This window comes from Pantoea sp. CFCC18179 (genome assembly GCF_059412405.1).
In genome coordinates this window covers 96698-122210 of the sequence record NZ_JBNBPM010000011.1, presented here as the reverse complement: position 1 = coordinate 122210, position 25513 = coordinate 96698, and the positions used below count along the sequence as shown (strand labels likewise).

The following is a 25513-nucleotide window of genomic DNA, read 5'->3' as shown; positions in this document are numbered from 1 at the left end:
TAGTCTACATTTGTTGGCAGTGCACGGCAGCACCCATCAGGATGATGTGCTCAGGAGTGTCGGGGATGACCGAGAGCATGGCAGGAAGCGATTCAGGCATGAATCGGACAAGGACAGGGATAATCGCAGGAGCGATAGGGCGATGGAGCAACCGGGACGTTGTGAGCCGTAAAGGATTTATTCAGTGTTTCCTTCGTATGAAGGTGCGATAAAAGGCGATAGCATAGGCTATCGCCTTTTTTCTTTGCTCACTTTCTGCTAGATTTCGCCGCAATTCTATACTGAACTCACTAAGCATCGCCGAGACCGGACACCATGAAGCAACCTGCATCAGCCCCGCGTGGCAAACCTGCTGCGAAAGCCAAACGCAAATCGCGTGAAGACCTTAATCAGGAAGCGCGCGACCGTAAACGCGATAAAAAGCACAGCGGACATAAATCGGGCAGCCGCGCTAACCCGGAAACGCAATCCGCAGGCAAAGGCCAAGGCAAAAAAGCTCAGGATCCGCGCTTGGGCAGCAAAGCGCCGGTCGCATTAATCGCTGATGGTAAAACCCAGCCAGCGAAGAAGCCTGAAGCTAAGCCAAAACCTAAAGCCGAGAAAGTGCGCCTTACTCCTGAGGAAGAACTTGCAAAGCTGGAAAACGACGAGCGCTTGGATACGTTGCTTGATCGTCTGGAAAACGGCGAGACCTTGAGCGCTGAAGATCAAGCCTGGCTGGATCAGACTTTAGATCGCATTGACGAGTTGATGGAAAAGCTCGGCATCGCACTGGATGATGAAGTTGAAGATGAGCAGGCCGAAGAAGATATGATGCGCCTGCTTAAAGGCCATTAAGGCCAATTTTGATCGGCATGCGTTTTCGCGCATGCCGTGCTGAACAGGTATTCACCTATGTTTTGGCCTGGATCAATTTTCGCGCTGCTGCTGACATGTTATCTGCTCTGGTTATTGTTTAAACTACGCCGCCTGTCGCGTCTGAAGTCGCGTTTACGTCGGCGTTCAGCCCATCGCTTCGCCCACTCTTCTGCCACGCGACCCTCCCTCAGACGACGTCACCGTAAGGAGTGAGCATGTCATCGCCGCAGATCGATTGGGACCAGCGCCTCATCGAAAAATATAATTACGCCGGTCCGCGTTATACCTCTTATCCCACTGCGCTGGAGTTCAGCGAGCAGTTTGTCGAAGATAATTTCCAGCAAGCCGTTAAGCGATATCCCGATCGTCCGCTGTCGCTGTATGTGCATATCCCGTTTTGCCATCGTCTGTGCTATTTCTGCGGCTGCAATAAAATCGTTACGCGCCAATTGCATAAAGCCGATCAATACCTGGATGCATTAGAAAAGGAAATCCGCCAGCGCGCGCCGCTGTTTGTCGGCCGTAGCGTCACGCAATTGCATTGGGGTGGCGGCACACCGACTTTCCTCAATCAGCAGCAGGTAAGCCGGCTGGTGGCGATTTTGCGCGATCATTTCACCCTTGCTGATGACATAGAAATGTCGATCGAAGTTGATCCACGTGAAATCGAACTGGAAATGATCGATCATTTGCGCGCCGAAGGTTTCAACCGTTTAAGTATGGGCGTGCAGGATTTCAACAAAGCGGTGCAAGAGCGCGTCAATCGTGTGCAGGATGAAGAAACCATCTTTGCTCTGGTGCAGCGTGCGCGTGATCAAGGCTTTGGATCGGTCAGTCTCGACCTGATTTATGGTCTGCCGCTGCAAACGCCGGAGAGCTTCGCTTTCACCTTACAGCGCGTGATTGCACTCAATCCCGATCGCCTTAGCGTCTTCAACTATGCGCACATGCCAACGTTGTTTGCCGCACAGCGCAAAATCAAAGATGACGAATTGCCAGGCGCGGCACAGAAGCTGCAAATCCTGCAACAAACCATCGCCACGTTAACCGGTGAAGGTTATCAGTTCATCGGCATGGATCACTTTGCACGCCCGGACGATGAACTGGCAGTCGCGCAGCGCGCCGGTGAATTGCATCGTAATTTCCAGGGTTACACCACGCAAGGCGACAGCGATCTGCTGGGATTAGGCGTGTCGGCTATTAGCATGTTGGGCGACAGCTACGCGCAAAATCACAAAGAGCTGAAAGATTATTACGCGCACGTTGAGCAACGCGGCAATGCGTTATGGCGCGGCCTGTCGCTCAATGACGATGACTGCCTGCGTCGCGATGTGATCAAGTCGCTGATCTGCAATTTCGCTCTGGATTTCGCTACAGTCGAAGCACAATGGCCGATTAATTTCGAAAACTACTTTGCTGAAGATTTAGCGTTGCTCGCGCCGCTGGTGGCGGATGGATTGGTGGAACAGCGTGGTCGCAGCTTGCACGTCACCGGCGTCGGGCGTTTGCTGATTCGTAACATCTGTATGTGCTTTGATGTCTACATGCGGCAAAAGATGCGCATGCAGCAATTTTCGCGGGTGATATAAGTAAAAAGGGAGCTTTCGCTCCCTTTTGTTTTATTCCATTCCCAGCTCTTTCAACTTGCGCGTCAGGGTATTACGTCCCCAGCCGAGCAAACGTGCGGCTTCCTGTTTGTGCCCTTGCGTATGGCGCAGCGCGGTGGTGAGCAAAGTGCGCTCCATCTCCGGCTGAGCTTCAGACAGCAAGTTTTGATGACCGGAACGCAACGCGCGATCGGCCCATTGCGCCAGCAACGTGGCCCAACTGTCTGGCAACGACTGCACCGGACTATCTGGCGTGCTGGACTCAAACAGTTCTGGCGGCAGATCCTGAATCAACACTTCCTGGCCCGCCGCCATTACGGTTAACCAGCGGCAGGTGTTTTCCAACTGACGCACGTTACCGGACCAATGCAGACGCGTCAGTGCGGTTTCGGTTTCAGGATGCAGGATCTTGGCTTCAACACCCAATTCACGCGCGGCCACTTGCAGGAAGTAACGCGCCAACCGTGGAATATCTTCACGACGTTCACGCAACGGCGGCAGATGAACGCGAATCACGTTGAGACGGTGGAACAAGTCCTCACGGAATTTGCCTTCCTGCACCCGTAACTCGAGATTCTGGTGCGTTGCCGCAATGATACGCACATCGACTTTCACTGGCGCATAGCCGCCGACGCGATAAAACTGGCCATCGGCCAATACGCGTAATAGACGGGTTTGCACGTCGAGTGGCATATCACCAATTTCATCAAGGAACAGCGTGCCACCGTCGGCCTGCTCAAAACGTCCCTGACGAATCTGGTTTGCCCCAGTGAACGCGCCTTTTTCGTGACCAAAAAGTTCCGATTCAATCAGGTCTTTGGGAATGGCGGCCATATTCAGCGCGATAAAGGGAGATTTCGCGCGTGGACTGTGACGATGCAACGCATGCGCCACTAACTCTTTACCCGTGCCAGATTCACCGTTGATCAGCACGCTAATGGAGGAGCGTGAAAGGCGACCAATGATGCGGAACACATCCTGCATCGCCGGCGCTTCGCCAATGATGTCGGTGGTTGGGCCGCTAACCGGCTGATTGCGCGGCTGCTGCTGTTCCTGATAATGGCTGATTGCACGCTCTACCAGCGCCACCGCTTCATCAATATCAAACGGTTTTGGCAGGTAATCGAACGCGCCTTGCTGATAAGCGCTGACCGCCGCATCCAGATCGGAGTGCGCCGTCATGATGATCACCGGCAGCATCGGATGGCGCTGTTTAATCTGCTTTAGTAGCGCAAGTCCATCCATGCCAGGCATACGAATGTCTGACAATAATACGTCTGGGGTTTTGCTTGCGAGCGCATCCAATACCTCGTTAGCGCTGTCAAAGGTTGCACAGCTCAAACCGGCTCCAGTGAGCGCCCGTTCAAGCACCCAGCGGATGGAGCTATCGTCATCGACGATCCAGACTATCCCTCGTTGCATAGAAACCTCACTGGCGAATAGGCAGGTAGACCGAGAATTCGGTGTGACCTGGCCAACTGTTAAATTCTATTTTTCCCGAATGCTGATCGATCAGGCTGCGGGCGATGGAGAGACCTAAACCGGTGCCACCTTCGCGTCCGCTCACCATCGGATAGAACAGCGTATCTTGTAGCTGGGCCGGAATCCCTGGGCCGTCATCTTCAATATCAATGCGAGCAACTAAACGATAACGCGTGCCGTGCAGCGTCAGCTGGAAGGCGGTACGCGTACGAATAACGATGGTGCCGCCTTCGTCACCCAATGCTTGCAGCGCATTACGCACCACATTTAACAGCACTTGTTCAATTTGGTCGGGATCGTGTGGCAGTTCCGGCAGGCTCGGATCGTAATCTCGCACCAGCGAAACATTATCTGGCAATTCCATCGACACCAGATTCACCACACGCTCGGCAACCTGATGAATACTTTGCGTCACATGCAAACCCGGTTGCTGCGGGCCTAACAGGCGATCAACCAGATTACGTAAGCGGTCGGCCTGCTCAATGATGATGCGCGTATATTCATGCAAAGAGGGATCGGGTAACGCGCGAGTAAGCAGTTGCGCGGCGCCACGTAACCCTCCCAGCGGGTTTTTAATTTCATGTGCCAGACCGCGCACTAAATCGCGCGCTGCCACTTGCTGAGCATGTTGAATTTGTTCCTGGCTAAGACGACGTTGATTATCCATCGGCGCCATTTCCAGCAGAATAAAACCATCCGGTAAACGCTGTGCCGTCAGCGACATAATATGCGCGCGACCATCCACCACTAACGTTACTTCGCTATCGGTAAAGCCCTGGCCAGCCCCGAGACTCTCGCTCATCACCTCAATATTCAGCGAAAAATAGCCGGTTAATTCCGGTAATGGCGTGCCGAACAATTTACGTGAGCTTTGCGCCAGTAATTGCTGCGCCGCCGGATTGGCGTAATGGATAACTAAATCGTTATCGACCAGCAAAATACTGTTGATAAGGGAGTTGAGAATCTGCCCCGCATCGGGCAGCGTGCCAGTTGCCATACAGCGTTCCTCTGCACTAATTTAGTGCATTATAGCCTGTCAGGACGGAAATCTGTGCTTCAAACCATGAATGCGCGGAGAAAAAAGCCCATCCGGAGATGGGCTAAAGTTTCCACGGCAATATAAAAATCTTTCAGGTTATTCACGCTGCGAAAATACAGCGTGAATAGAGGCTGAAATTTTTAAATTAAACGCTGTAGTACAGTTCGAACTCAACTGGGTGCGGAGTCATACGCACACGGTCAACTTCTGGCTTACGCAGTTCGATGTACGCGTCGATAGCGTCATCAGTGAACACGCCGCCGCGGGTCAGGAACTCGCGGTCTTCGTTCAGTGCGTTCAATGCTTCTTCCAGAGAACCTGCAACTTTTGGAATCTCAGCTTCTTCTTCCGGAGGCAGGTCATACAGGTTTTTGTCCATCGCATCGCCAGGATGGATCTTGTTGATAACACCATCAAGACCAGCCATCAGCAGCGCGGTGAATGCCAGATATGGGTTAGCCGCTGGATCTGGGAAGCGCGCTTCGATACGACGTGCTTTCGGGCTAGCAACCACTGGGATACGGATAGAAGCCGAACGGTTACGCGCAGAGTAAGCCAGCATAACAGGTGCTTCGTAGCCTGGGACCAGACGCTTGTATGAGTTAGTAGTTGGGTTCGCCAGGGCGTTGATCGCTTTAGCGTGCTTGATGATACCGCCGATGTAGAACAGAGCAGTTTCAGACAGGCCGCCGTACTTGTCGCCAGAGAACAGGTTCACGCCGCCTTTTGACAGGGACATGTGGCAGTGCATACCAGAACCGTTATCGCCAAACATTGGCTTAGGCATGAAGGTTGCAGTTTTGCCGTACGCGTGAGCAACGTTGTGCACCACGTATTTGTAGATCTGAATTTCGTCAGCTTTTTTGGTCATGGTGTTGAAGCGGGTAGCCACTTCGTTCTGACCAGCAGTGGCGACTTCGTGGTGATGCGCTTCAACCACCAGGCCCATTTGCTCCATGGTCAGACACATGGCTGAACGGATGTCCTGCGCTGAGTCAACCGGTGGCACTGGGAAGTATCCGCCTTTCAGACCTGGACGGTGACCTTTGTTGCCACCTTCGTACTCTTTACCGGTGTTCCATGCTGCTTCGATATCGTCGATAGCAACGTGTGAACCTGAAGTAGAGGAACCGAAACGGATGTCATCGAACAGGAAGAACTCTGGCTCTGGTCCAAACAGCACGGTATCCGCGATGCCGGAAGAACGCAGGAACTCTTCTGCACGTTTAGCGATAGAACGTGGGTCACGATCGTAGCCCTGCAGCGTGCCTGGCTCAAGGATGTCGCAACGGATGATCAGGGTCGAGTCTTCGAAGAACGGATCCATCACCGCAGTGGTTGCATCCGGCATCAGCACCATGTCTGATTCGTTAATGCCTTTCCAGCCACCAATTGATGAGCCGTCAAACATTTTGCCTTCTTCGAAGAAGTCAGCGTTAACCTGGTGAGCAGGGATAGTAACGTGCTGTTCTTTACCTTTAGTATCGGTAAAACGCAGGTCAACAAACTTAACTTCGTGCTCGTTCATCATCGAGAGAACGTGTTCAGCAGACATACTCAACTCTCCTGGAAATGGTCATTATCGTCATGGTGAGAGAACTTCGTTGCCGGGAATGCGCCATATTGACTGGCCACCCCTAACCAAAGATCTCGGCAAGCTCTTTCAACCGTTTTATAACTGTCGTTTTCGCTTAATATAGATAAAGCGAATTCTGTGCCAACTTTATGACAACGGTGAAAATGGCGCTACAATGCGCCCTTTCGTGAGTCGAAGGCTGCACCAGGATGGATTGCATGCATCATATCGGTGCACCTTAGGTGAAATTAAGCACCACTTTGGTGCAAATTGCCATCGCAGTGCAGATTAATGCACCGATAACGGTGCTAAAAACCAGCGCTACGAGAAACTTTCGGCGAAATCTGTGATCATGTTCAGTCTTCCGCTTAATCCGTGTACAATACCGCGTTATTTCTATAATGCCTGAGGCAAAGCTGTGATCGAAAATTTGCGTAACATCGCCATCATCGCGCACGTTGACCATGGTAAGACCACCCTGGTTGATAAGCTGCTACAACAGTCCGGTACTTTTGATGCTCGTACCGAAGCGACTGAGCGCGTAATGGACTCCAACGATTTGGAGAAAGAGCGTGGGATTACCATCCTCGCAAAAAACACCGCCATCAAATGGAACGACTATCGCATCAACATCGTTGATACCCCAGGACACGCCGACTTCGGTGGTGAAGTGGAACGCGTTATGTCCATGGTTGATTCGGTGCTGTTGGTTGTAGATGCGATGGATGGCCCTATGCCGCAAACCCGCTTCGTAACCAAGAAAGCTTTTGCTCATGGTTTGAAGCCGATTGTGGTTATCAACAAAGTTGACCGTCCGGGCGCGCGTCCTGATTGGGTTGTTGATCAGGTATTCGACCTGTTCGTTAACCTGGATGCGACTGACGAGCAGCTGGACTTCCCGATCATCTTCGCTTCGGCGTTAAATGGTATCGCGGGTCTGGAACACACCGACATGGCTGACGACATGACCCCGCTGTATCAGGCGATCGTCGACCACGTTTCTCCACCTCAGGTTGAAGTTGAAGCGCCACTGCAGATGCAGATCTCGCAGCTGGACTACAACAACTACCTGGGCGTAATCGGCATCGGCCGCATCAAGCGCGGTACCGTTAAGCCGAACCAGCAAGTCACTATCATTGATAGCGAAGGCAAAACCCGTAACGGTAAAGTCGGTAAAGTACTGGGCCACCTTGGTCTGGAACGTATCGAAAGCACCCTGGCGGAAGCGGGCGATATCATCGCTATCACCGGCCTGGGCGAGCTGAACATCTCTGACACCATCTGCGACACGCAGAATGTGGAAGCGCTGCCAGCCTTGAGCGTCGATGAACCAACCGTAACCATGTTCTTCAACGTCAACACCTCGCCGTTCTGCGGTAAAGAAGGTAAGTTCGTGACGTCGCGCCAGATTCTGGAGCGTTTGAACAAAGAACTGGTACACAATGTTGCACTGCGCGTTGAAGAAACTGAAGATTCAGATGCGTTCCGTGTTTCTGGTCGTGGTGAGCTGCACTTGTCAGTTCTGATCGAAAACATGCGTCGTGAAGGTTTCGAGCTGGCGGTATCCCGTCCGAAAGTAATCTTCCGCGAGTTCGAAGGCCGTAAACAAGAGCCATTCGAAAACGTTACCCTCGACATCGAAGAAACCCATCAGGGTTCTGTGATGCAAGCGATGGGTGAGCGTAAAGGCGATCTGAAAAACATGGATCCGGATGGCAAAGGCCGTGTACGTCTCGACTACATGATCCCAAGCCGTGGCCTGATCGGCTTCCGTAACGAATTCATGACCATGACTTCAGGTACTGGTCTGCTGTACTCCACCTTCAGCCACTACGACGACGTTCGTCCGGGCGAAGTGGGCCAGCGTCAGAACGGCGTACTGATCTCAAACGGCCAGGGTAAAGCGGTAGCGTTCGCCCTGTTCGGTCTGCAAGATCGCGGTAAGCTGTTCCTGGGTCACGGTGCAGAAGTTTATGAAGGCCAGATCATCGGTATTCATAGCCGTTCTAACGACCTGACTGTTAACTGCTTGACCGGTAAGAAACTGACCAACATGCGTGCGTCAGGTACTGATGAAGCCACCACTCTGGTTCCACCGCAGAAAATGACGTTGGAACAGGCTATCGAGTTCATCGATGATGACGAACTGGTAGAAGTGACTCCGTTGTCAGTACGTATTCGTAAACGTCACCTGACCGAGAACGATCGTAAACGTTCTTCTCGTGGCAGCAAAGACTAAGCGAAACAGTCTGATATTGAGCCCCGCATTGCGGGGCTTTTTTATGCCTGCAACCCGCTGCAACGCTCGCTTAGTGAACTTTGCCCTCGCTTCCAGATTGCCGATTTCCGCGCCGCTCACCCTGTTCAGCTATACTTTTTGTCGCTAGAGTGAATGATCCAGGGAACGTAAAGGAGAGGCGTCATGCTGTACATTTTTGATTTAGGCAATGTGATTGTTGATATCGATTTTAATCGTGTGCTCGGCGTCTGGAGTGATTTAGGGCGCGTGCCGCTGGCAACGCTGCAAAGTCGTTTCCGCATGGATGAGGCGTTCGAAAAACATGAACGTGGTGAAATTAGCGATCCCGAATTTGCTGCGCGCATTTGCGACCAACTCGACATCGCGCTGAGCTACCCGCAATTCACCGCAGGCTGGCAGGCGGTCTTTGTTGATGTGCGTCCTGAAACGCTTGCGATAATGAACCAGCTACGCGCCGGGGGCGAGCGTGTGGTCATCCTCTCTAACACCAACCAACTGCACTTTGAATTCTGGCCAACGCAATATCCTGAAGTCCAGCAGGCGGCCGATCATGTTTATATGTCGCAGGACATCGGCATGCGTAAACCGGAAGCGCGCATCTATAACTATGTGTTGGAGCACGAAGGTTATCAGGCTGATCAAGCGGTGTTCTTCGATGATAATCAGGCCAACATTGATGCTGCGCGGGCGCTAGGCATTGAGAGCGTGCTGGTGGTCGATGATAAAACCGTGCCGGATTGGTTTGCGGGTCGTCTCTGAGTGCTGAAATATCGACATCTGCGCCACTCGGCGCATGCGTTCTTTCTGTGGATTAAACTGCTGTGGCGACGCATTGACGAAGACAACATGACGACGCAGGCTGGTAACCTGGCCTACGTCTCGTTGTTGGCGTTGGTGCCGCTGATTGCCGTGGTATTCGCACTGTTTGCCGCTTTTCCGATGTTCTCGGAAATTAGCGTGCAGTTAAAAACCTTCATTTTTACCAACTTCATTCCCGCTACCGGTGATGTGATTCAGCGTTATCTCGATCAGTTTGTCGCTAACGTCAATAAGATGACGGCGGTGGGCACGGTGGGATTGATCGTCACCGCGCTGCTGTTAATGCATTCAGTGGATAGCGCGCTCAACGCCATCTGGCGCAGCGATAAGCCGCGACCGATGGTTTATTCGTTTGCGGTTTACTGGATGATCTTAACGCTGGGTCCGCTGTTAGCCGGGGCTAGTTTAGCTATCAGTTCCTATTTATTGTCGCTGCGCTGGGTAAATGTCACCGGCGTCACCAGCCTGGTCGATCAGCTGCTGCGTATCTTCCCGCTGTTTCTCTCCATCCTCGCTTTCTGGTTACTTTACAGCATCGTGCCGACGCGGCGCGTGCCTGGACGCGATGCATTGATTGGTGCTGTGGTGGCCGGTTTGCTGTTCGAGTTGGGGAAAAAAGGCTTTGCGCTGTATGTTACGATGTTCCCTTCGTATCAGTTAATTTACGGCGTTCTGGCGGTAATCCCGATTCTCTTCCTCTGGGTTTACTGGACGTGGTGTATTGTGTTGTTAGGCGCGGAAATCACCGTCACGCTGGATGACTATCGCCAGTTAAAACAGCAGGAACGCGAAAAAGAAAAAGAGGAAACATGATTGCTTTGATTCAGCGCGTCAGTCGCGCCAGTGTTAGCGTTGATGACGCGACAGTGGGCGAAATTAGCGCCGGTTTACTGGTGTTATTGGGTGTAGAGAAGGGCGACGATGAGCAAAAGGCGCAGCGTCTTACCGAACGCGTTTTGGGCTATCGCATCTTCGCCGATGAGAATGACAAAATGAACCTGAATGTTCAGCAGGCTGGCGGCAGCGTGCTGGTGGTATCGCAGTTCACCCTCGCCGCGGATACCAATAAAGGGATGCGTCCTTCTTTTTCTGGCGGCGCAGAACCGGCGGAAGCCGAGCGTCTCTATGATTATTTCAGCGATTGCTGCCGTACACAGGGCGTGACCACCGCAAACGGGCGCTTCGCCGCCAATATGCAGGTTTCGTTGGTTAACGATGGTCCGGTGACCTTCTGGTTACAGGTGTGAGATTTTCAGCCGAGCGGCAAGGATTTAGCCACGCAAGCTCCGAACGAGAGAATCACTTTATGTATCATCTTCGCGTACCGCAAACGGCGGAAGAGCTGGATATGTATTACCAGTTCCGCTGGGAAATGTTACGAAAGCCGCTGCGTCAGCCGCAAGGTTCAGAACGCGATGCCTGGGATGCTTTAGCGCATCATCAAATGGTGGTGGATGAGCAGGGCAAACCGGTGGCGGTGGGCCGCTTATACATTAATGCCGAAAATGAAGCGGCGATTCGCTTCCTCGCCGTGCATCCTTCGGTGCAGGGCAAAGGTCTGGGCACGCTGGTGGCGATGACGCTGGAATCAGTCGCACGTCAGGAAGGTGCGAAACGCGTGACCTGTAGCGCACGTGAAGACGCGGTTGAATTCTTCGCCAAGCTCGGTTACGTCAATCAAGGTGAAATCACTGCGCCGCAAACCACGCCGGTGCGTCACTTCCTGATGATTAAACCGGTGGTCACGCTCGATGATATTCTGCATCGTGCCGATTGGTGCGGACAGTTGCAGCAAGCCTGGTACGAGCACATCCCGCTGAGCGAAAAAATGGGCGTACGCATTCTGCAATACACCGGGCAGAAGTTCGTCACCACCATGCCGGAAGCCGGCAACCAGAATCCTCACCACACCTTATTTGCCGGCAGCTTGTTCTCGCTTGCCACGTTAACCGGTTGGGGATTGATTTGGCTGCTGCTGCGTGAGCGCCATCTCGGTGGCACCATCATTTTGGCCGATGCGCATATTCGTTACAGCAAACCGATCAGTGGTCGTCCGGGTGCGATAGCCGATCTCGGTTCACTCAGCGGCGATCTCGATCGTCTGGCGCGCGGTCGTAAGGCTCGCGTACAGATGGAAGTGGAATTGTTTGGTGACGATGAGTTGGGCGCGGTTTTTGAAGGCGTGTATATCGTGTTACCCGCCGATTCCGACGGTTCGCTCGAAGAGGGCGGTTCCGGCGCGCGCATTAACTAGCGATTGCGCTATTTATGATATAGGTGCGCAAGAATGCGCACCCTACGAAAACCTCGCCAATCTATTGTAGGGTCGCCATTTATGGTGACCTGGTTTTCATCTCTTTATTGAATCTGCCCACCACGCATCGTTTGTTGCATCGATCCCGTATCCGTCGTCACTGATAACGAACCATCAACGCTCGGACGCAACGGCGTGCTGGCGTTGAGCGAACCCTTCAGTTGCAACTGCAAATTACTGTTACCGCTTAACGCCGCTGGCCAGCCCCAGTTTTGCAGCACGTTGGCCGGCACCGCTTGCCCTTTCAGATTCAACGTCAGCGGACGTTGCCCATCCTGCCCAACCGTTGCGCTACCTTCCAGTAAACCGCTGCCGCTAAAGGCGCTCAGCTCCGTGACCTGAATCTGTTGATCGTTGGCATTCAGCGCAATTGAGGGATGACGCAAGTCGGTGCGATTAAAGGTGGCTTCGGCGGCGTTAAAGCTGGCTTTGCCGGACCAAATTCCCCATTGATGCTGGCGCGCCAGCACCAGGTTATCTGCGCTGCCATCCAATGACGTCATCTGGAACGGGAAATCGGGATTGATATCAATGATCAAGTTACGGTTAGCGGTGGCGCGGGTGATCAGCACGCTATCCAGCCAGCTTGGCAACGTCTGCTGCCAGCGATCGCGCCAGTTAAGCGGCAGAGTATATTCAAGTCCAGCAATCGCCAACTCATCCAGCATCAAACGTTTGTCGCTGCGCGTCCAATTGCCGCTGGCTCGAATCACGCCGTTAACCCAACGGGAACTGAATTGCGTCAGCGCGATACCTTGTGCAGACAGGTCAGCATTCACAATCGGATCGTTAAGCTCAAAGCCGCCGTTGATAAAGTTGCCGGCATTCATTGACAGTGAACCGCCATCGCTTTGCCAATCATCACCGCGCCAGGTGACATTTTTCAGGGTTAAATCGAGATCGGTCACCGCCCAATCTGGCCCTTGCAAACGCGCATCGGTCATATCCAGACGATTGATGCTCACCGAAGGCACATCGCGCAGCGGATTAAGGAAATCACTCAATGATTGATGGGTTTGCAGGCGGATATCATTGAGGCGCAGTTGATCAATCTTCCAGTTACCCTGCGCATCGCGCTCGGCGTTACCGGTCATTGAGCCGCGCGCCAAATCTGCACCGATGTTGTTAAATACCAGGCTGCGCTGCTTAATGCTGCCTTGCAGCAGCACGTTGTTGCCCGGCACGCCATCCAGCGTCAGGGTTCCGGCACTCAGCTGGAATTGCGCATCGCTGTCCAGCGCATCGTTCGCCAGCGGCTTCCACGGTAGCAGGCCACCGTTCACGCGTTGGGCCGAAACCGGCAGCGAACTGTGCGGGCTTTCAATGCGCATATTGTTCAATTGCAGACGATTAGCCTGCACCGGCAAAGTGGTATTGGGTGTTTGATTGGCGAGATTAATTTCTCCGTCGCGCACTTCGATACTGTTGAAATGCAGTGGATCGCTGAACTGAACCAATGCCAGACCGAGATCGACGCGTTTCGCCACCAATACCGCAGGCTGACCATCGTGACCAAAACTAAAATCATCGAGAATGATGTGCGAAGGGGATGAGAAATCGTGTTCAATCTTGCTGATGGAGAGATGCCAGTCCGTTTTATCGCTTACCCAGCGACTAAACCAACCCGCGCCCCATTGTGTTTGCAGCAACACATACAGCACAACCAGCGCCAGCAGAATTAGCAGCAGTAAAGTAAGGAAAAACTTGCCTAAAAATTTCATCGCACTCATCCATCCCGATATTTATCCGGTGAGTGGTTGTTATGCCTGAATTACCGTTACAGCTCAACAGCCTGGATGTAAAAGCGGATAAATATCAGGCAGGCCGAAGCCTGCCGGAGAGATTACTTTTCTTGCGGGAAGATCAGGTTCAGTACGATAGCGGTGATACCGCCCGCGGCAATACCAGAGGAAAGCAGGGTTTTCAGCCAATCCGGGGCGAATTGCAGAATCAGCGGCTGTTGAGACACACCCAAACCGACCGCCAATGACAACGCAATAATCATAATGGCGCGGCGATTGAGCGGCTCGCGCGACACGATGCGTACGCCAGAGGCGGCAATCGTGCCAAACATCACAATCGTTGCACCGCCCAGTACCGGTTCTGGAATATGCTGCACAAAACCGCTCACCGCCGGGAACAGGCCGAGCACAATCAGCATCAGCGCCACCACAAAGCCGACATAGCGGCTAGCAACGCCCGTCAACTGAATCACGCCGTTGTTCTGACCAAAACAGGAGTTAGGGAAAGTATTGAACAGCGCTGAGACAAAGGAGTTGAGACCGTTAGCCAGCACGCCACCTTTCAGGCGCTTCATATACAGCGGTCCGCTCACCGGTTGCTCAGAAACATCAGAGGTCGCGGTGATATCGCCAATGGTTTCCAGCGAGGTCACCATAAACACCAACATCAGCGGAATCAGCAGATTCCAGTCAAATCCCAAACCGTAGTAGAGCGGCGATGGCACAGCAATCAGCGGCTGATCGGCTGGCGTGCTGGTGGCTGGCAGCATATCCAGCACCCAGGCCAGCGCATAACCCACCGCCATCGCAATCACCAGCGATGCCACACGCAAATACGGATTACGCTGGCGATTCAGCAGGATAATCACCACCAACACCGCAGCGGCCAGCAACAGATTTTTCGGCGCGCCGAAGGTGTGATCGTTCATCGCAGCAAAGCCGCCACCAATCGAGGTCAAACCGACCTGAATCAGAGACAAGCCGATAATCATCACCACAATGCCGGAAACCAGCGGCGTAATGATGCGGCGCGCCAGGTGCAGCACGCGCGACAGCACCATTTCAGTACAGGACGCCACCATCAAGGTACCAAACAGCGCCGCCATCATGGTTGGCACATCCACGCCGCCATTTTTCAGCGCCATGCCGCCCATGATCAGTGGCGTAACGAAGTTAAAACTGGTGCCCTGAATTGATAACAGGCCAGAACCCACCGGCCCCCAGGTTTTAATTTGCAGCACTGACGCGACGCCAGAAGCGAACAGCGACATGCTGATAATGTGCTGGGTATCCTGCGCCGGTAAACCCAGCGCCTGACAAATCAGCAGCGCGGGCGTAATCACCGCAACAAACATCGCCAGCAGATGCTGACAAGCAGCAAACAGCGTTTGCGGCAGCGGCGGACGGTCTTCGAGGCGGTAAATCAATTCACTTTTTGGGCTTGCTGCGTTGGCAGGCTGGTGAGATTCAGCGGTGTTGACGGACATGGTGGGCGTTCTCAATTACAACAAAGGGGCGATTTTAAACGGTTGCGTCACGAAAGCAAACGGTTGCGATGCCCCTTTTCACGGCCAAACATTTAAAGCGTAAACACCGTGCGGCAGCGGCTGTCATCTTCTTGCCAGGCTTGGGCGACGTCACTCAGCGGGCGCATCTGGAAGGCGATGGAAAAATCGCTTTCAGCTGCGGCGTGCAGCATTTCGCTGATGCAGGCGATGAGTTCTTGATCGGAAACGCTGCCCAGGCCGCTCCCCATCAGTGTCAATCCCGATGAGCGCAGCAACTTGCTGTGCAGCGTAATTTCCTGACCGCTCAGCGAACCGATCTGCACAAAGCGCACGGTTTTTTCTTTGCCTGCCACCGCCGCATGCATGATGTCCAGCGCGCTCTGGCCCCACAGATAATCCAGCACCACATCGATGCCTTCTTTCATCAACGCCGGCAACGCGCCCGGCAATTCATCCAGCGTCAACGTAACGTCAGCGCCTTGCGCTTTAAGTTGCTCCAGTGCAGCACGATTGCGGCCAGTGGCGATGATTTTCCCCGCACCCAAATGACGTGCAATACGCACCGCTAAACCACCGGAAGTGCCGGTTGCGCCATTAATCAGCACGGTTTCACCGGCTTGCAGTTGCGCGCGTCGGGTCAATGCCGCCCAGGAAGACATGCCCGGATTAGCGAGCGCTGCCGCCAGCACCGGATCAAGTGATGCCGGTAGCGGAACGATGCTTTCTTTGGGAATCAGCGCCTGTTCCGCCATGCTACCCCACGGTGAATAGAAGGCGAGGAAGTAGACCGGATCGCCATTGCTGAGCGTGCCGGTACCGTCGATACCGACAATAAAAGGATATTGTGTGGCAGCGCTGTAATGCGTACCGGCAGCGCGCGCTTTCGCCAATTGGCTGACGGCGGCGGCTTTCACATTAACGACCTCATGCTGCTCATCGGCCTGTGGCGCAGGAAAATCACTGTAAATGGGCAGTTCGCCTGCCGTAGAAACTATGGCTGCTTTCATCTCTTCACCTTCAGTTAACAGGAAACTATGTGTAATATGCACACATTAGTTCTGCCCCGGAATAACGTCAATGAAAAGTGTGCAAAATACACATAATAGTGCGGAATTTGATGATCTGCACAACGCGCTGCTGATGATTGTCGGCACCTTTAACCGGGCGCAACGCGATGAATTGTTGATCAAAGAATCTAATATCCAACTCGATCGCGCGCTGTTTCCATTACTGATTCAGATTGGCCGTTTTGGCCCGATTGGCGTAGTGGAACTGGCGGAACGCGTTGGACGTGATTACACCACTGTAAGTCGTCAGGTGGCGAAACTGGAAGAGTTGGGACTGGCGCAGCGGCAGAAAAATGCCAAAGACAAGCGGGTGAATGAAGCGGTGATCACGGCGGCGGGTAAATTGATGACCGATAAAATCGACGCGGCACGCACGCAGATTTATCAGAATCTGTTCGCTGGCTGGCAGGATACAGAATGTGCCGAGCTAACACGCCTGTTGCAGAAGTTTGTTGGGGATTTTATCGCGATTGATAAGGCAAAAGCGGCGGATTAAGCATTGCTATAGCGCTCAGTCTCCGGCAACCATCGCTCGATTAAGGCTTGTGCCTGTTCAGGATAATGCTGGTGGATGTGACGGGCCACGCGCTGAACTTCGGGAATCATGCCTTGATCGCGCAGCAAATCTGCCACTTTGAATTCGGCATTACCGGTTTGTCGCGTACCCAGCAATTCACCCGGGCCACGAATCTCCAGGTCGTGCTGGGCAATCACAAAACCGTCGTTGCTGTCGCGCAGCACTTGCAAACGCTTCTGCGCGGTTTTGCTCAGCGGCGCTTTATACAGCAACACGCAATGCGAGGCGACAGCGCCACGACCCACGCGTCCGCGCAGCTGATGCAACTGCGCCAATCCCAGTCGCTCTGGGTTTTCGATAATCATCAAGCTGGCATTCGGCACATCAACGCCAACTTCAATCACGGTGGTGGCGATCAGCAGTTGGATTTCATTGGCTTTGAACGCCGCCATCACCGCCTGTTTTTCTGCCGGTTTCATACGGCCATGTACCAAACCGACCTGCAAATCCGGCAGCGCGATTTTCAACTCTTCCCACGTCGCTTCCGCTGCCTGCGCTTCCAATACTTCGGACTCTTCAATCAGCGTACACACCCAATAGGCCTGGCGACCTTCGTGACAAGCGCTTTGCACCCGCGTAATGATCTCGCTGCGGCGGCTATCGGGAATCGCCACCGTGGTAACCGGCGTACGTCCCGGCGGAAGTTCGTCGATGGTTGAGGTATCCAGATCGGCGTAAGCGGTCATCGCCAGGGTGCGCGGAATCGGCGTGGCAGTCATGATCAACTGATGCGGATGGAAGCCTTGCTCCTCGCCTTTCTCCCACAACGCTAAGCGCTGATGCACACCAAAACGGTGCTGCTCATCAATGATCACCAGCGCCATGCCATTGAATTTCACCTGTTCCTGGAATAGCGCGTGAGTACCGACCACCATCGCGACATGGCCGCTGGCAATCGCTTCTTGCTGCGCTTCGCGCGCTTTGCCTTTCTGTTTGCCCGCTAGCCAGCCAACTTCAATTCCTAATGGCGCAAACCATTGGCGGAAGTTGTTGGCGTGCTGTTCAGCCAACAGTTCGGTCGGCGCCATCAACGCCACTTGCTTGCCGTGGGCGATGACGTTCAGTGCGGCCAATGCAGCAACCAAGGTTTTGCCGGAACCAACATCGCCTTGCACCAGGCGCATCATTGGGAAATCGTTGGCCAGGTCTTTTTCGATTTCCGCCACCACGCGTTGTTGCGCGCCGGTTGGCGAGAAGGGCAAGGCGGCTAACAATTGATTGGCCAATTGATGCAGCGGTTTCATCGGCAACGCATGATGCCGCTGCGCACCGGCGCGCACCGCTAACATGCTGAGGTTATGGGCCAGCAACTCTTCAAGGATTAAGCGTTTTTGCGCCGGATGACGACCGGTTTCTAACTCGCTTAAACGTAAATCTGGCGGTGGACGATGCAGCGTGCGCAGCGCATCCGGCAGGCTGATCATGCCGCCACTCAACTCGGCGGGCAGCAACTCAGCAATCGGGCAACTCTCCAACAGCGTCAGTGCTTGATCGGTGAGATTTCGCAACGTCGCCTGGCGAATGCCTTCGGTAGTGGGATAAACCGGCGTCAAGGTTTCTTGCAGCTCAACGCCGCCTTGTTCGCCCTGCACGCGATATTCAGGATGGATGATTTCCGCACCGCGCTGACCGCGTTTAATCTCACCATAAGCGGTGACGCGGCGGCCCGGCGACAGGCTGTTTTTCATTCCGGCATTGAAATTGAAGAAACGCATGGTGAGCATGCCGCTGCCATCGCTGATTTGGCACACCAGCATGCGGCGGCGGCCAAAGGTGATTTCGCTGCTCAGCACTTCGCCTTCCACCGTGGCCCAAACGCCCGGCAGCAGGTCATTAATTTTGTAGAGTTGGGTGCGATCTTCGTAGCGCAGTGGCAGATGCAACAGCAAATCCTGAATGGTGAACAAACCGAGTTTGGCCAGTTTCCCCGCCTGACTGGCGCCGACGCCGGTCAGGGTACTGAGCGGGATGGCATCCAGCAGACGGCCTTTCATTTTTTACCCGTCGATTGCATGGTGGTCCACCAATTGGCGTCGGCTTCCACCTCGCCCTGGGCGTTGATGTGCGGATAAGGCAGGCCTTTCTGCTTGGCGACGCGCGCCAATACCGGATAGCCACCTTCAAACAACAAGCGCTGTTGTTCGTCTTCATCCAACAAGCTGTATTTGCGTTGATACATTCCGGCATTCTGCCGTTGGCGTTGTGCTTCATACAGAATCAGCGCCGAAGCGACCGAAACGTTGAGCGACTGCACCATGCCAACCATCGGCACAATGATGTCCTGATCGGCTAACGCCAACGCTTCGGCAGTGATGCCGGTTTTTTCCTGACCCATCAAAATGCAGGTGGGTTTGGTGTAATCGACTGCGCGAAAATCCACCGCTTTGTCTGACAAATTGGTCGCCAACACCTGCATGCCACTCTCTTTGAGATGACGCACCGCGTCGGCAATGTGAGGATGTGTTTTGACCTTCACCCAGCTATTGCTGCCCGCCGAGGCCGCAACCATGGTGCGCATACGCACGCTAGGCCACACGGCATGCACTTCATGGATGCCCACCGCATCGGCGGTACGAATTACTGCCGAAACGTTATGTGGTTTGTGCACTTGTTCCATGCAAACGGTGAGATCATGCTGGCGCAGGGCCAGCATCTCCTGGATTCGAGCAAAGCGTTGGGCATTCATGGACTAGTTACGGTTGCGGTGAACTTTGATAACGTCCGGCATTACGCGAATTTTGCGCATAATATTCGCCAAATGGACGCGATCGTTCGCGGTGAGGCGGATAAAGGCGCTATACACGCGTCCATCACGCTCTTCAGTATTCAGGCTTTGAATATTGGAGCTTGCCGTATTGATCGCCGCCGTCAGGTTCGCCAAAGCACCTTGATGGTTGAACATGTCGACCTTAATCTCGGCAACAAATTCCTGATCGGTCACTTTATCCCATTCAACCGGCATGAATTTTTCAGCTTCTTTCTGGTAGCCGCGAATGTTACGACAGGATTCGTGATGCACCACCAAGCCTTTGCCGGGACTGACATGCGCCACAATTGGATCGCCGGGAATCGGACGGCAGCATTTAGCAAAGGTAATCAACACGCCATCGGCGCCTTTGATTGGCAGCTTTTTGCGTTTGCTGTTGCTTTGCGGCTCTTCGCCACCCGATTGCAGCAGGTTTTTCGCCACCACCACGCTCATGGCGTTACCGAGGCCGATTTCTGCCAGCAAATCGTCGATGGCGGTCAGCTTCATGCGCTCTAGTTCGTGCTGAATGTTCTCGGCAGGAATTTCCGCCAGCTTCTTGCTGCCGCCGAGCGCGTGGCTCAACAGGCGACGGCCAAGGCTAACAGAATCTTCACGCTTGAGGTTTTTCAGCAACTGACGAATCTTGGCGCGCGCTTTGGAGCTGACGACAAAGTTGAGCCATGCAGCGTTCGGGCGAGCGCCCGGCGCGGTAATGATTTCAATAGTTTGGCCGCTGGTCAGCGATTGTGACAGCGGATAAGGCTGACGATCGACGCGAGCGCCGACGCAGGCATGACCGATATCGGTATGCACCGCATAGGCGAAATCCACCGGCGTGGCGCCAGCGGGCAATTCGACAATACGGCCTTCTGGCGTGAATACATAGATCTCGTCCGGGAACAGATCGGATTTCACGCTTTCGATAAATTCAAATGAGCTACCGGCGCTTTGTTGCAGCTCCAGCAGGCTTTGCAACCAGCGTTGAGCGCGAATCTGTGCGGTGGTGCCGCTGACTTCGCCGCTCTCTTTATACGCCCAGTGTGCTGCCACACCCATCTCTGCCATCTGATCCATATCTTCCGTACGGATCTGCACTTCAACCGGCACGCCGTGCGGGCCAATCATTGAAGTATGCAGCGATTGATAGCCGTTAGCCTTGGGAATGGCGATGTAATCTTTCACGCGTCCGGGTCGCGGTTTGTACAAGCTATGCATCTGACCGAGCACGCGATAACAGGTATCCAGATCTTTCACGATGACGCGGAAAGCGTAGATATCCATGATCGAGTGAAAACGCTGCTCTTTCAGGTGCATTTTGCGGTAGATCGAATAGAGATGCTTTTCACGACCACTGACGCGGCAAGGAATGCCCGCTTCCTGTAAGCGCCCGTCGATTTCAGCAAGGATCTTCTGAATCATCTCTTTGCGGTTACCGCGCGCCGCTTTCACCACCTCTTTGATCACGCGGAAACGGTTCGGGTAGAGCGCTTCAAATCCGAGCTCTTCCAGTTCTGTTTTCAGGTGATGAATACCAAGGCGGTGCGCCAGAGGACTGTAAATCTCCAGCGTTTCTAACGCGATACGACGCTTTTTATCCGGTCGTAACGCGCCGAGCGTGCGCATGTTGTGCGTGCGGTCGGCCAGTTTGATCAAGATGACGCGAATGTCTTGCACCATCGCCATGATCATTTTGCGGAAGTTTTCAGCCTGGGCTTCTTTCTTGTCGCGGAACTTCAGCTTATCGAGCTTGGATACGCCTTCCACCAGTTCGGCAACGCTTTTACCAAACAGCTGTTCCATATCCTGGTAAGTGGCGGGCGTATCTTCAATCACGTCATGCAGCAGCGCGGCCATCAGCGTTTCATGGTCGAGTTTCATCTCGGCCAGAATGCAGGCAACGGCTACAGGATGGGTGATATAAGGCTCGCCGCTGGAGCGTGTTTGACCCTCGTGGGCATCACGCGCGACTAGATAAGCTTGCTTGAGGCGCTTGATTTGCTCCTCAGGCAAGTATTTTTCAATCAATTGATTGAGGCTTTCAAACAGATACAAGGGCGACCTGCGAAGTGCTGTTAACGACGACCTTCAGCGATAGCGGTAACGGCTTGTAACTCAGCGGCTTCCTGCTCATGCTGTTCCTGACGATCACGGACATCCAGAATCTGGGTAGTGATCAGACCTTCTTCGATTTCGCGCAGGGCGATAACGGTCGGCTTATCGTTCTCTTCCGGAACCAGCGCATCTTTACCGCCTACCTGCATCTGACGTGCACGACGTGCAGCGACCAACACCAGGTCAAAACGGTTACCAACTTTCTCTACTGCGTCCTGAACGGTTACGCGTGCCATAGGTGTGCTACTCCACAGATGATGAAGAAATGACTGGGCATAATACTGAAAGTGAATTCAGACTGCCAATAGTTTGCTGATTAAAGCATCATGTCGCGATTTTTGGCGACTCATACGCAGACGTTCTGCGCGAATGATGGTTTTCAGATCGGACAGCGCCAGATCGAAATCATCATTAACGATTAAATAATCGTATTCGGCGTAGTGGCTCATTTCCGCCACGGCCTGTTGCATACGACGGGCAATCACCTCTTCGCTGTCCTGACCGCGACCGCGCAGGCGGCGATCCAACTCTTCGGTAGACGGTGGCAGCACAAAGATGCTGCGCGCGGCAGGCATTTTCTTGCGAATTTGCTGCGCGCCTTGCCAGTCGATATCCAGGAAAACATCAACGCCGGTCGCCAGCACCTGCTCAATTGCAGCGCGTGACGTACCGTAATAATTGCCAAACACTTCCGCATGTTCGAGGAAGTCGTCTGCGGCAATCATGGTCTCGAATTCAGTCTTAGAGACGAAGAAATAGTGCTCACCATGAGCTTCACCGGGACGCACGCCACGGGTGGTGTGCGAAATAGACACCTGCGTATCGTACAGCGGTTGTGTCTTTAACAGTGCCTGAATCAGGCTGGATTTACCCGCGCCGCTGGGGGCGGAAACAATATAGAGCGTGCCTTGAGCCATGGTTATCTTGAATTGATTAAGAGCGGAGTCGATTTCCTGCACAGTATACACGGCTTAGGCATGCCACGCAGCGTTTGCCGCTTGGCTGAGGCAATTCTTTTTTCTGTGAGGCCGCGCCAGAAGCCGATGTTGTAGGCTGCAAACGCCACATAAAGGCTGGAATCTGGCTTCAAAGAAGCTATTTCACCGCTGGTATAACGCTGTCCCGCACTCTCCAATAGCGAAAAAAGGAGAGCCAAGATGAAAGGATTTCTGAGTCTACTGTGTTGCCTGTTTAGCGTGAGTTGCTGGGCCGAAGCGCTGTGCCCGAATTGGTCCCCCGTGCGCGCTGGACAAGAGATCACGCAGCTACAAACCCAATTGCGACAATGGGATGACGCTTACTATCGGTTAGGCACCAATCAAGTGACCGATGAGGATTACGACAGTCTGCAACAGCGTTTGCAGCAGTGGCAGCGCTGCTTTATGCCCACGCAATCCACCTACGATGCACAACTCACCACCGATGGCAGTACACATCATCCGGTGGCGCATACCGGCGTACGCAAACTGCGCGATAAATTAGCCGTGGCGTATTGGATGCAGGATAGATCTTCACTGTGGGTGCAGCCAAAAGTCGATGGCGTGGCCGTTACGCTGGTGTATCGGCTCGGTAAGTTAGTTTCACTGATCAGTCGTGGTGATGGTTTACGCGGTGAAGAGTGGCTGGCTAAATCTCCGCATATTCCCGCCATCCCGCAGCAGATTGCTACGTTGCACGAAGAAGTCGTGCTGCAAGGTGAGCTGTTTCTGCAAATGACTGATCATCAACAAGCCCGTGACGGCGGCAAAAATGCGCGCGCTCAGGTGGCGGGTGCCATGATGCGGCATGACAACAGCCCGTTGTTGGAGCATCTTGGCATTTTCATCTGGGCGTGGCCGGATGGCCCGCTATCAATGAATGATCGATTGGCGCAACTCGCGCAGTGGGGATTTGGCCTGGCGCAGAGTTGGAGCCGCCAGGTGAGTAATGAAGAAGAGGTGGCGGTATGGCGCGATCGCTGGTTCCACGAATCACTGCCGTTTGCCACCGATGGCGTGGTGATGCATCAATCGCCGGGCAGCGCAGGGCGCGATTGGCAGCCAGGACAAGGCCGTTGGTCGGCGGCGTGGAAATATCAACCCGCGGAAGTGAGCAGCGAAGTGCTCTCGGTAGACTTCAATGTGGGGCGCACTGGCAAAGTCGCCGTGGTGCTGAATCTTATTCCGGTGCAGTTGGATGATAAAACCGTGCGCCGGGTTAATCTCGGTTCGCTGCGCCGCTGGCGTGAGCTGGATGTGATTGCCGGTGATGAAGTGACGCTAACGCTGGCTGGGTTAGGTATTCCGCGTCTGGAGCGCGTGATCTGGCGTGTGGCACAGCGCGATTATCCCGCCTCGCCACAAGATGGTGAATTTAATGGCTTGAGCTGCCTGCATTTCACTGCCGCTTGCCGCGCGCAGTTTTTATCTCGCCTGAGTTGGTTGAGCCTTAAACCGGTATTGGATATCGCTGGTGTACAGCGCAGCAACTGGCAGCGGCTACTCGACAGTGGCGGAATCACTCATCTCTTTTCCTGGTTAACGCTGACGCCCGATCACATTGCGCAGACGAATGGAATTTCACCCGCGCGCGCTGAGCAAATCTGGCATCGCTTTAACTTAACGCGACAGCAGCCGCTGCGGCGTTGGGTGATTGCGCTGGGATTGCCGCTGCCGAAAACGGCGCTTCAGGCGCTGCCGGACACGCAATGGTCGCAACTACTCGCGCGAAGTGCGGAGAGTTGGCAGCAGTTGCCCGGCATCGGCAATGTTCTGGCACAACGTATCGTGGCGATGCTGCAGGATGCAGACCTGCAGCAGTTGATTCACTTTCTGCAACAGCAGGGAATCCCCGCTGCCAACTCAGTGTTCAGGATGGGGATAGTTGAAGATCGGCAACCCGAGGCGGAAGCGCAGCGCCAGCAAGCGCGCAAAGAAGCCGAACAGCAGCGTAATGATCACCACCGCTTCGTGCGCCAGTGGCGTTTTCAGCAACAGGATGTAGATCCAGCCCGAGGCAAAGGCGATACCAGCATAGAGTTCCTTCTGGAATACCAGCGGAATGCGGTTGCAAAACATATCGCGCAGCACGCCACCGAACACGCCGGTAATCACAGCCGCGATGGCGGCAATAATCGACGCGTGGCCGGTATCTAACGCAACTTGGGCACCAATAATCGAAAACACCACTAAACCCAGCGCATCAAGCACCAGAAACACTTTACGTAGGTGCGTCATCAATGGTGCGACGAAAGTGGTAACGACTGCTGCGGCCGCCACAATCATGATGTATTCGGGATGCTTAACCCAGCCGAGCGGATAGTGGCCAAGTAGGATGTCGCGCACTGAACCGCCGCCAATCGCAGTGACCGAGGCAATGATAATCACACCAAACAAATCCATCTTACGACGCCCTGCCGCCAGCGCGCCGGTCATGGCTTCAGCGGTGATACCTATAATATAGAGAACGGTTAATAACATAGTGCACCCCATTAAAGTGGCGGCAAGGGTAGAAATTTCCCAGAGTGTAGACCACTGATATTTTCTAAAGAAAGTGCCTCCGGATTAGCCATTTTGATGGCAAGCATGCTAGCAGGCTTATTTCACGCGATAAATCTGCATTTCAGAAGTGTTTCGCATAAGTAAAAGTGATGCGAAGTGCCAGAGGCTTGATTCTCAATTTTAAGTTTTGTCTTGCTTGTGTCGTACGTCATTGGTGCCTGAACAAACAGGCTCTCTTTTTATGATGCATCGACTCAGCGGCATTGTAGGGTGCGCATTCATGCGTATCGGCTTAACGAACCGCATCAAGCAACTATTGGACTG

General features: G+C 53.8%; 20 protein-coding genes and 1 pseudogene. 9 read left to right on the top strand and 12 right to left on the bottom strand.

Features of this window, described 5'->3' with window-relative positions:
- Window positions 1–315 precede the first annotated feature (315 nt).
- Together yihI and hemN are read left to right on the top strand one after the other, a co-directional pair.
- Window positions 316–837, top strand: a complete 522-nt coding sequence (gene yihI, locus ACPUC7_RS18955) for a Der GTPase-activating protein YihI (protein ID WP_494924055.1) — start codon at window positions 316–318, stop codon at window positions 835–837.
- Window positions 838–1073: 236 nt separating this feature from the next.
- The gene (gene hemN, locus ACPUC7_RS18950) at window positions 1074–2447 is read left to right on the top strand and encodes an oxygen-independent coproporphyrinogen III oxidase (protein WP_494924054.1); all 1374 of its coding nucleotides are present in this window, start codon (window positions 1074–1076) and stop codon (window positions 2445–2447) included.
- Window positions 2448–2477: 30 nt separating this feature from the next.
- On the opposite strand, the gene glnG is transcribed toward hemN, so the two are convergent.
- The 3 genes from glnG to glnA all read right to left on the bottom strand — a co-directional run bounded on the left by glnG (window position 2478) and on the right by glnA (window position 6541).
- Window positions 2478–3887: a nitrogen regulation protein NR(I) gene (glnG, locus tag ACPUC7_RS18945; RefSeq protein WP_343554443.1), complete on the bottom strand. Its 1410-nt coding sequence runs from the start codon at window positions 3885–3887 to the stop codon at window positions 2478–2480.
- 7 nt (window positions 3888–3894) lie between these two features.
- Window positions 3895–4944: a nitrogen regulation protein NR(II) gene (gene glnL / locus ACPUC7_RS18940; protein ID WP_008109798.1), complete on the bottom strand. Its 1050-nt coding sequence runs from the start codon at window positions 4942–4944 to the stop codon at window positions 3895–3897.
- Window positions 4945–5131: 187 nt separating this feature from the next.
- On the bottom strand, window positions 5132–6541 hold the full coding sequence (gene glnA, locus ACPUC7_RS18935) for a glutamate--ammonia ligase (protein WP_007885243.1): 1410 nt from the start codon (window positions 6539–6541) through the stop codon (window positions 5132–5134).
- A gap of 439 nt (window positions 6542–6980) precedes the next feature.
- On the opposite strand from glnA, the gene typA reads away from it, so the two are divergent.
- The 5 genes from typA (at window position 6981) to fabY (ending at window position 11895) form a co-directional block, all read left to right on the top strand.
- Entirely contained in the window at window positions 6981–8801 is a 1821-nt protein-coding gene (typA, locus tag ACPUC7_RS18930; RefSeq protein WP_343554444.1) for a ribosome-dependent GTPase TypA, read from the top strand.
- Between the two features lie 183 nt (window positions 8802–8984).
- Window positions 8985–9581 (top strand): glucose-1-phosphatase, encoded by a 597-nt coding sequence (yihX, locus tag ACPUC7_RS18925; protein WP_494924053.1) that lies wholly within the window; start codon window positions 8985–8987, stop codon window positions 9579–9581.
- Window positions 9582–9584: 3 nt separating this feature from the next.
- Complete coding sequence (locus ACPUC7_RS18920; RefSeq protein WP_343554449.1) at window positions 9585–10454, top strand: virulence factor BrkB family protein; 870 nt, start codon at window positions 9585–9587, stop codon at window positions 10452–10454.
- Window positions 10451–10888, top strand: a complete 438-nt coding sequence (gene dtd / locus ACPUC7_RS18915; RefSeq protein WP_494924052.1) for a D-aminoacyl-tRNA deacylase — start codon at window positions 10451–10453, stop codon at window positions 10886–10888. Before ACPUC7_RS18920 ends, dtd begins: the two co-directional genes overlap by 4 nt.
- A 59-nt stretch (window positions 10889–10947) precedes the next feature.
- Entirely contained in the window at window positions 10948–11895 is a 948-nt protein-coding gene (gene fabY, locus ACPUC7_RS18910; RefSeq protein WP_494924051.1) for a fatty acid biosynthesis protein FabY, read from the top strand.
- 104 nt (window positions 11896–11999) lie between these two features.
- Here the strand turns inward: fabY and ACPUC7_RS18905 are convergent, their stop codons facing one another.
- The 3 genes from ACPUC7_RS18905 to ACPUC7_RS18895 all read right to left on the bottom strand — a co-directional run bounded on the left by ACPUC7_RS18905 (window position 12000) and on the right by ACPUC7_RS18895 (window position 16212).
- The gene (locus tag ACPUC7_RS18905) at window positions 12000–13676 is read right to left on the bottom strand and encodes an AsmA family protein (protein WP_494924050.1); all 1677 of its coding nucleotides are present in this window, start codon (window positions 13674–13676) and stop codon (window positions 12000–12002) included.
- A gap of 122 nt (window positions 13677–13798) precedes the next feature.
- Window positions 13799–15184 (bottom strand): nucleobase:cation symporter-2 family protein, encoded by a 1386-nt coding sequence (locus ACPUC7_RS18900; protein ID WP_494924049.1) that lies wholly within the window; start codon window positions 15182–15184, stop codon window positions 13799–13801.
- 92 nt (window positions 15185–15276) lie between these two features.
- A complete protein-coding gene (locus ACPUC7_RS18895; protein ID WP_494924048.1) occupies window positions 15277–16212 on the bottom strand; it encodes a quinone oxidoreductase family protein in 936 nt (311 codons plus the stop codon).
- A 70-nt stretch (window positions 16213–16282) separates the two neighbouring features.
- Between ACPUC7_RS18895 and ACPUC7_RS18890 the strand changes: the two genes are divergently transcribed.
- Window positions 16283–16768 carry a MarR family winged helix-turn-helix transcriptional regulator gene (locus ACPUC7_RS18890; protein WP_494924047.1) on the top strand — a complete coding sequence of 162 codons (486 nt, stop codon included), beginning with the start codon at window positions 16283–16285 and terminating at the stop codon, window positions 16766–16768.
- Here ACPUC7_RS18890 and recG read toward each other — a convergent pair.
- From recG to gmk, 5 genes are read right to left on the bottom strand one after another with little or no spacing between them, the layout of a single operon-like run.
- The gene (gene recG / locus ACPUC7_RS18885; RefSeq protein ID WP_494924046.1) at window positions 16765–18843 is read right to left on the bottom strand and encodes an ATP-dependent DNA helicase RecG; all 2079 of its coding nucleotides are present in this window, start codon (window positions 18841–18843) and stop codon (window positions 16765–16767) included. The genes ACPUC7_RS18890 and recG overlap by 4 nt on opposite strands.
- Entirely contained in the window at window positions 18840–19535 is a 696-nt protein-coding gene (gene trmH, locus ACPUC7_RS18880) for a tRNA (guanosine(18)-2'-O)-methyltransferase TrmH (protein ID WP_494924045.1), read from the bottom strand. The genes recG and trmH overlap by 4 nt, the downstream gene beginning before the upstream one ends.
- Window positions 19536–19538: 3 nt before the next feature.
- The gene (gene spoT, locus ACPUC7_RS18875; RefSeq protein ID WP_343553454.1) at window positions 19539–21650 is read right to left on the bottom strand and encodes a bifunctional GTP diphosphokinase/guanosine-3',5'-bis pyrophosphate 3'-pyrophosphohydrolase; all 2112 of its coding nucleotides are present in this window, start codon (window positions 21648–21650) and stop codon (window positions 19539–19541) included.
- A gap of 20 nt (window positions 21651–21670) precedes the next feature.
- A complete protein-coding gene (gene rpoZ, locus ACPUC7_RS18870) occupies window positions 21671–21946 on the bottom strand; it encodes a DNA-directed RNA polymerase subunit omega (protein WP_007885265.1) in 276 nt (91 codons plus the stop codon).
- Window positions 21947–22003: 57 nt separating this feature from the next.
- Entirely contained in the window at window positions 22004–22627 is a 624-nt protein-coding gene (gmk, locus tag ACPUC7_RS18865; RefSeq protein WP_494924044.1) for a guanylate kinase, read from the bottom strand.
- 240 nt (window positions 22628–22867) lie between these two features.
- On the opposite strand from gmk, the pseudogene ligB reads away from it, so the two are divergent.
- Window positions 22868–24634: pseudogene (ligB, locus tag ACPUC7_RS18860) on the top strand (NAD-dependent DNA ligase LigB); the annotation flags it as partial.
- On the opposite strand, the gene ACPUC7_RS18855 reads toward ligB, so the two are convergent.
- The gene (locus tag ACPUC7_RS18855; RefSeq protein ID WP_343553452.1) at window positions 24551–25168 is read right to left on the bottom strand and encodes a trimeric intracellular cation channel family protein; all 618 of its coding nucleotides are present in this window, start codon (window positions 25166–25168) and stop codon (window positions 24551–24553) included. The pseudogene ligB and the gene ACPUC7_RS18855 overlap by 84 nt on opposite strands.
- Between the last annotated feature and the right edge of the window lie 345 nt (window positions 25169–25513).

Bases quoted from the DNA above. Each gene is read 5' to 3' on its own strand.
- yihI (WP_494924055.1), top strand. From the start codon at position 316: ATGAAGCAACCTGCATCAGCCCCGCGTGGCAAACCTGCTGCGAAAGCC.
- hemN (WP_494924054.1), top strand. From the start codon at position 1,074: ATGTCATCGCCGCAGATCGATTGGGACCAGCGCCTCATCGAAAAATAT.
- glnG (WP_343554443.1), bottom strand. From the start codon at position 3,887: ATGCAACGAGGGATAGTCTGGATCGTCGATGACGATAGCTCCATCCGC.
- glnL (WP_008109798.1), bottom strand. From the start codon at position 4,944: ATGGCAACTGGCACGCTGCCCGATGCGGGGCAGATTCTCAACTCCCTT.
- glnA (WP_007885243.1), bottom strand. From the start codon at position 6,541: ATGTCTGCTGAACACGTTCTCTCGATGATGAACGAGCACGAAGTTAAG.
- yihX (WP_494924053.1), top strand. From the start codon at position 8,985: ATGCTGTACATTTTTGATTTAGGCAATGTGATTGTTGATATCGATTTT.
- dtd (WP_494924052.1), top strand. From the start codon at position 10,451: ATGATTGCTTTGATTCAGCGCGTCAGTCGCGCCAGTGTTAGCGTTGAT.
- fabY (WP_494924051.1), top strand. From the start codon at position 10,948: ATGTATCATCTTCGCGTACCGCAAACGGCGGAAGAGCTGGATATGTAT.
- ACPUC7_RS18905 (WP_494924050.1), bottom strand. From the start codon at position 13,676: ATGAAATTTTTAGGCAAGTTTTTCCTTACTTTACTGCTGCTAATTCTG.
- ACPUC7_RS18900 (WP_494924049.1), bottom strand. From the start codon at position 15,184: ATGTCCGTCAACACCGCTGAATCTCACCAGCCTGCCAACGCAGCAAGC.
- ACPUC7_RS18895 (WP_494924048.1), bottom strand. From the start codon at position 16,212: ATGAAAGCAGCCATAGTTTCTACGGCAGGCGAACTGCCCATTTACAGT.
- ACPUC7_RS18890 (WP_494924047.1), top strand. From the start codon at position 16,283: ATGAAAAGTGTGCAAAATACACATAATAGTGCGGAATTTGATGATCTG.
- recG (WP_494924046.1), bottom strand. From the start codon at position 18,843: ATGAAAGGCCGTCTGCTGGATGCCATCCCGCTCAGTACCCTGACCGGC.
- trmH (WP_494924045.1), bottom strand. From the start codon at position 19,535: ATGAATGCCCAACGCTTTGCTCGAATCCAGGAGATGCTGGCCCTGCGC.
- rpoZ (WP_007885265.1), bottom strand. From the start codon at position 21,946: ATGGCACGCGTAACCGTTCAGGACGCAGTAGAGAAAGTTGGTAACCGT.
- gmk (WP_494924044.1), bottom strand. From the start codon at position 22,627: ATGGCTCAAGGCACGCTCTATATTGTTTCCGCCCCCAGCGGCGCGGGT.
- ACPUC7_RS18855 (WP_343553452.1), bottom strand. From the start codon at position 25,168: ATGTTATTAACCGTTCTCTATATTATAGGTATCACCGCTGAAGCCATG.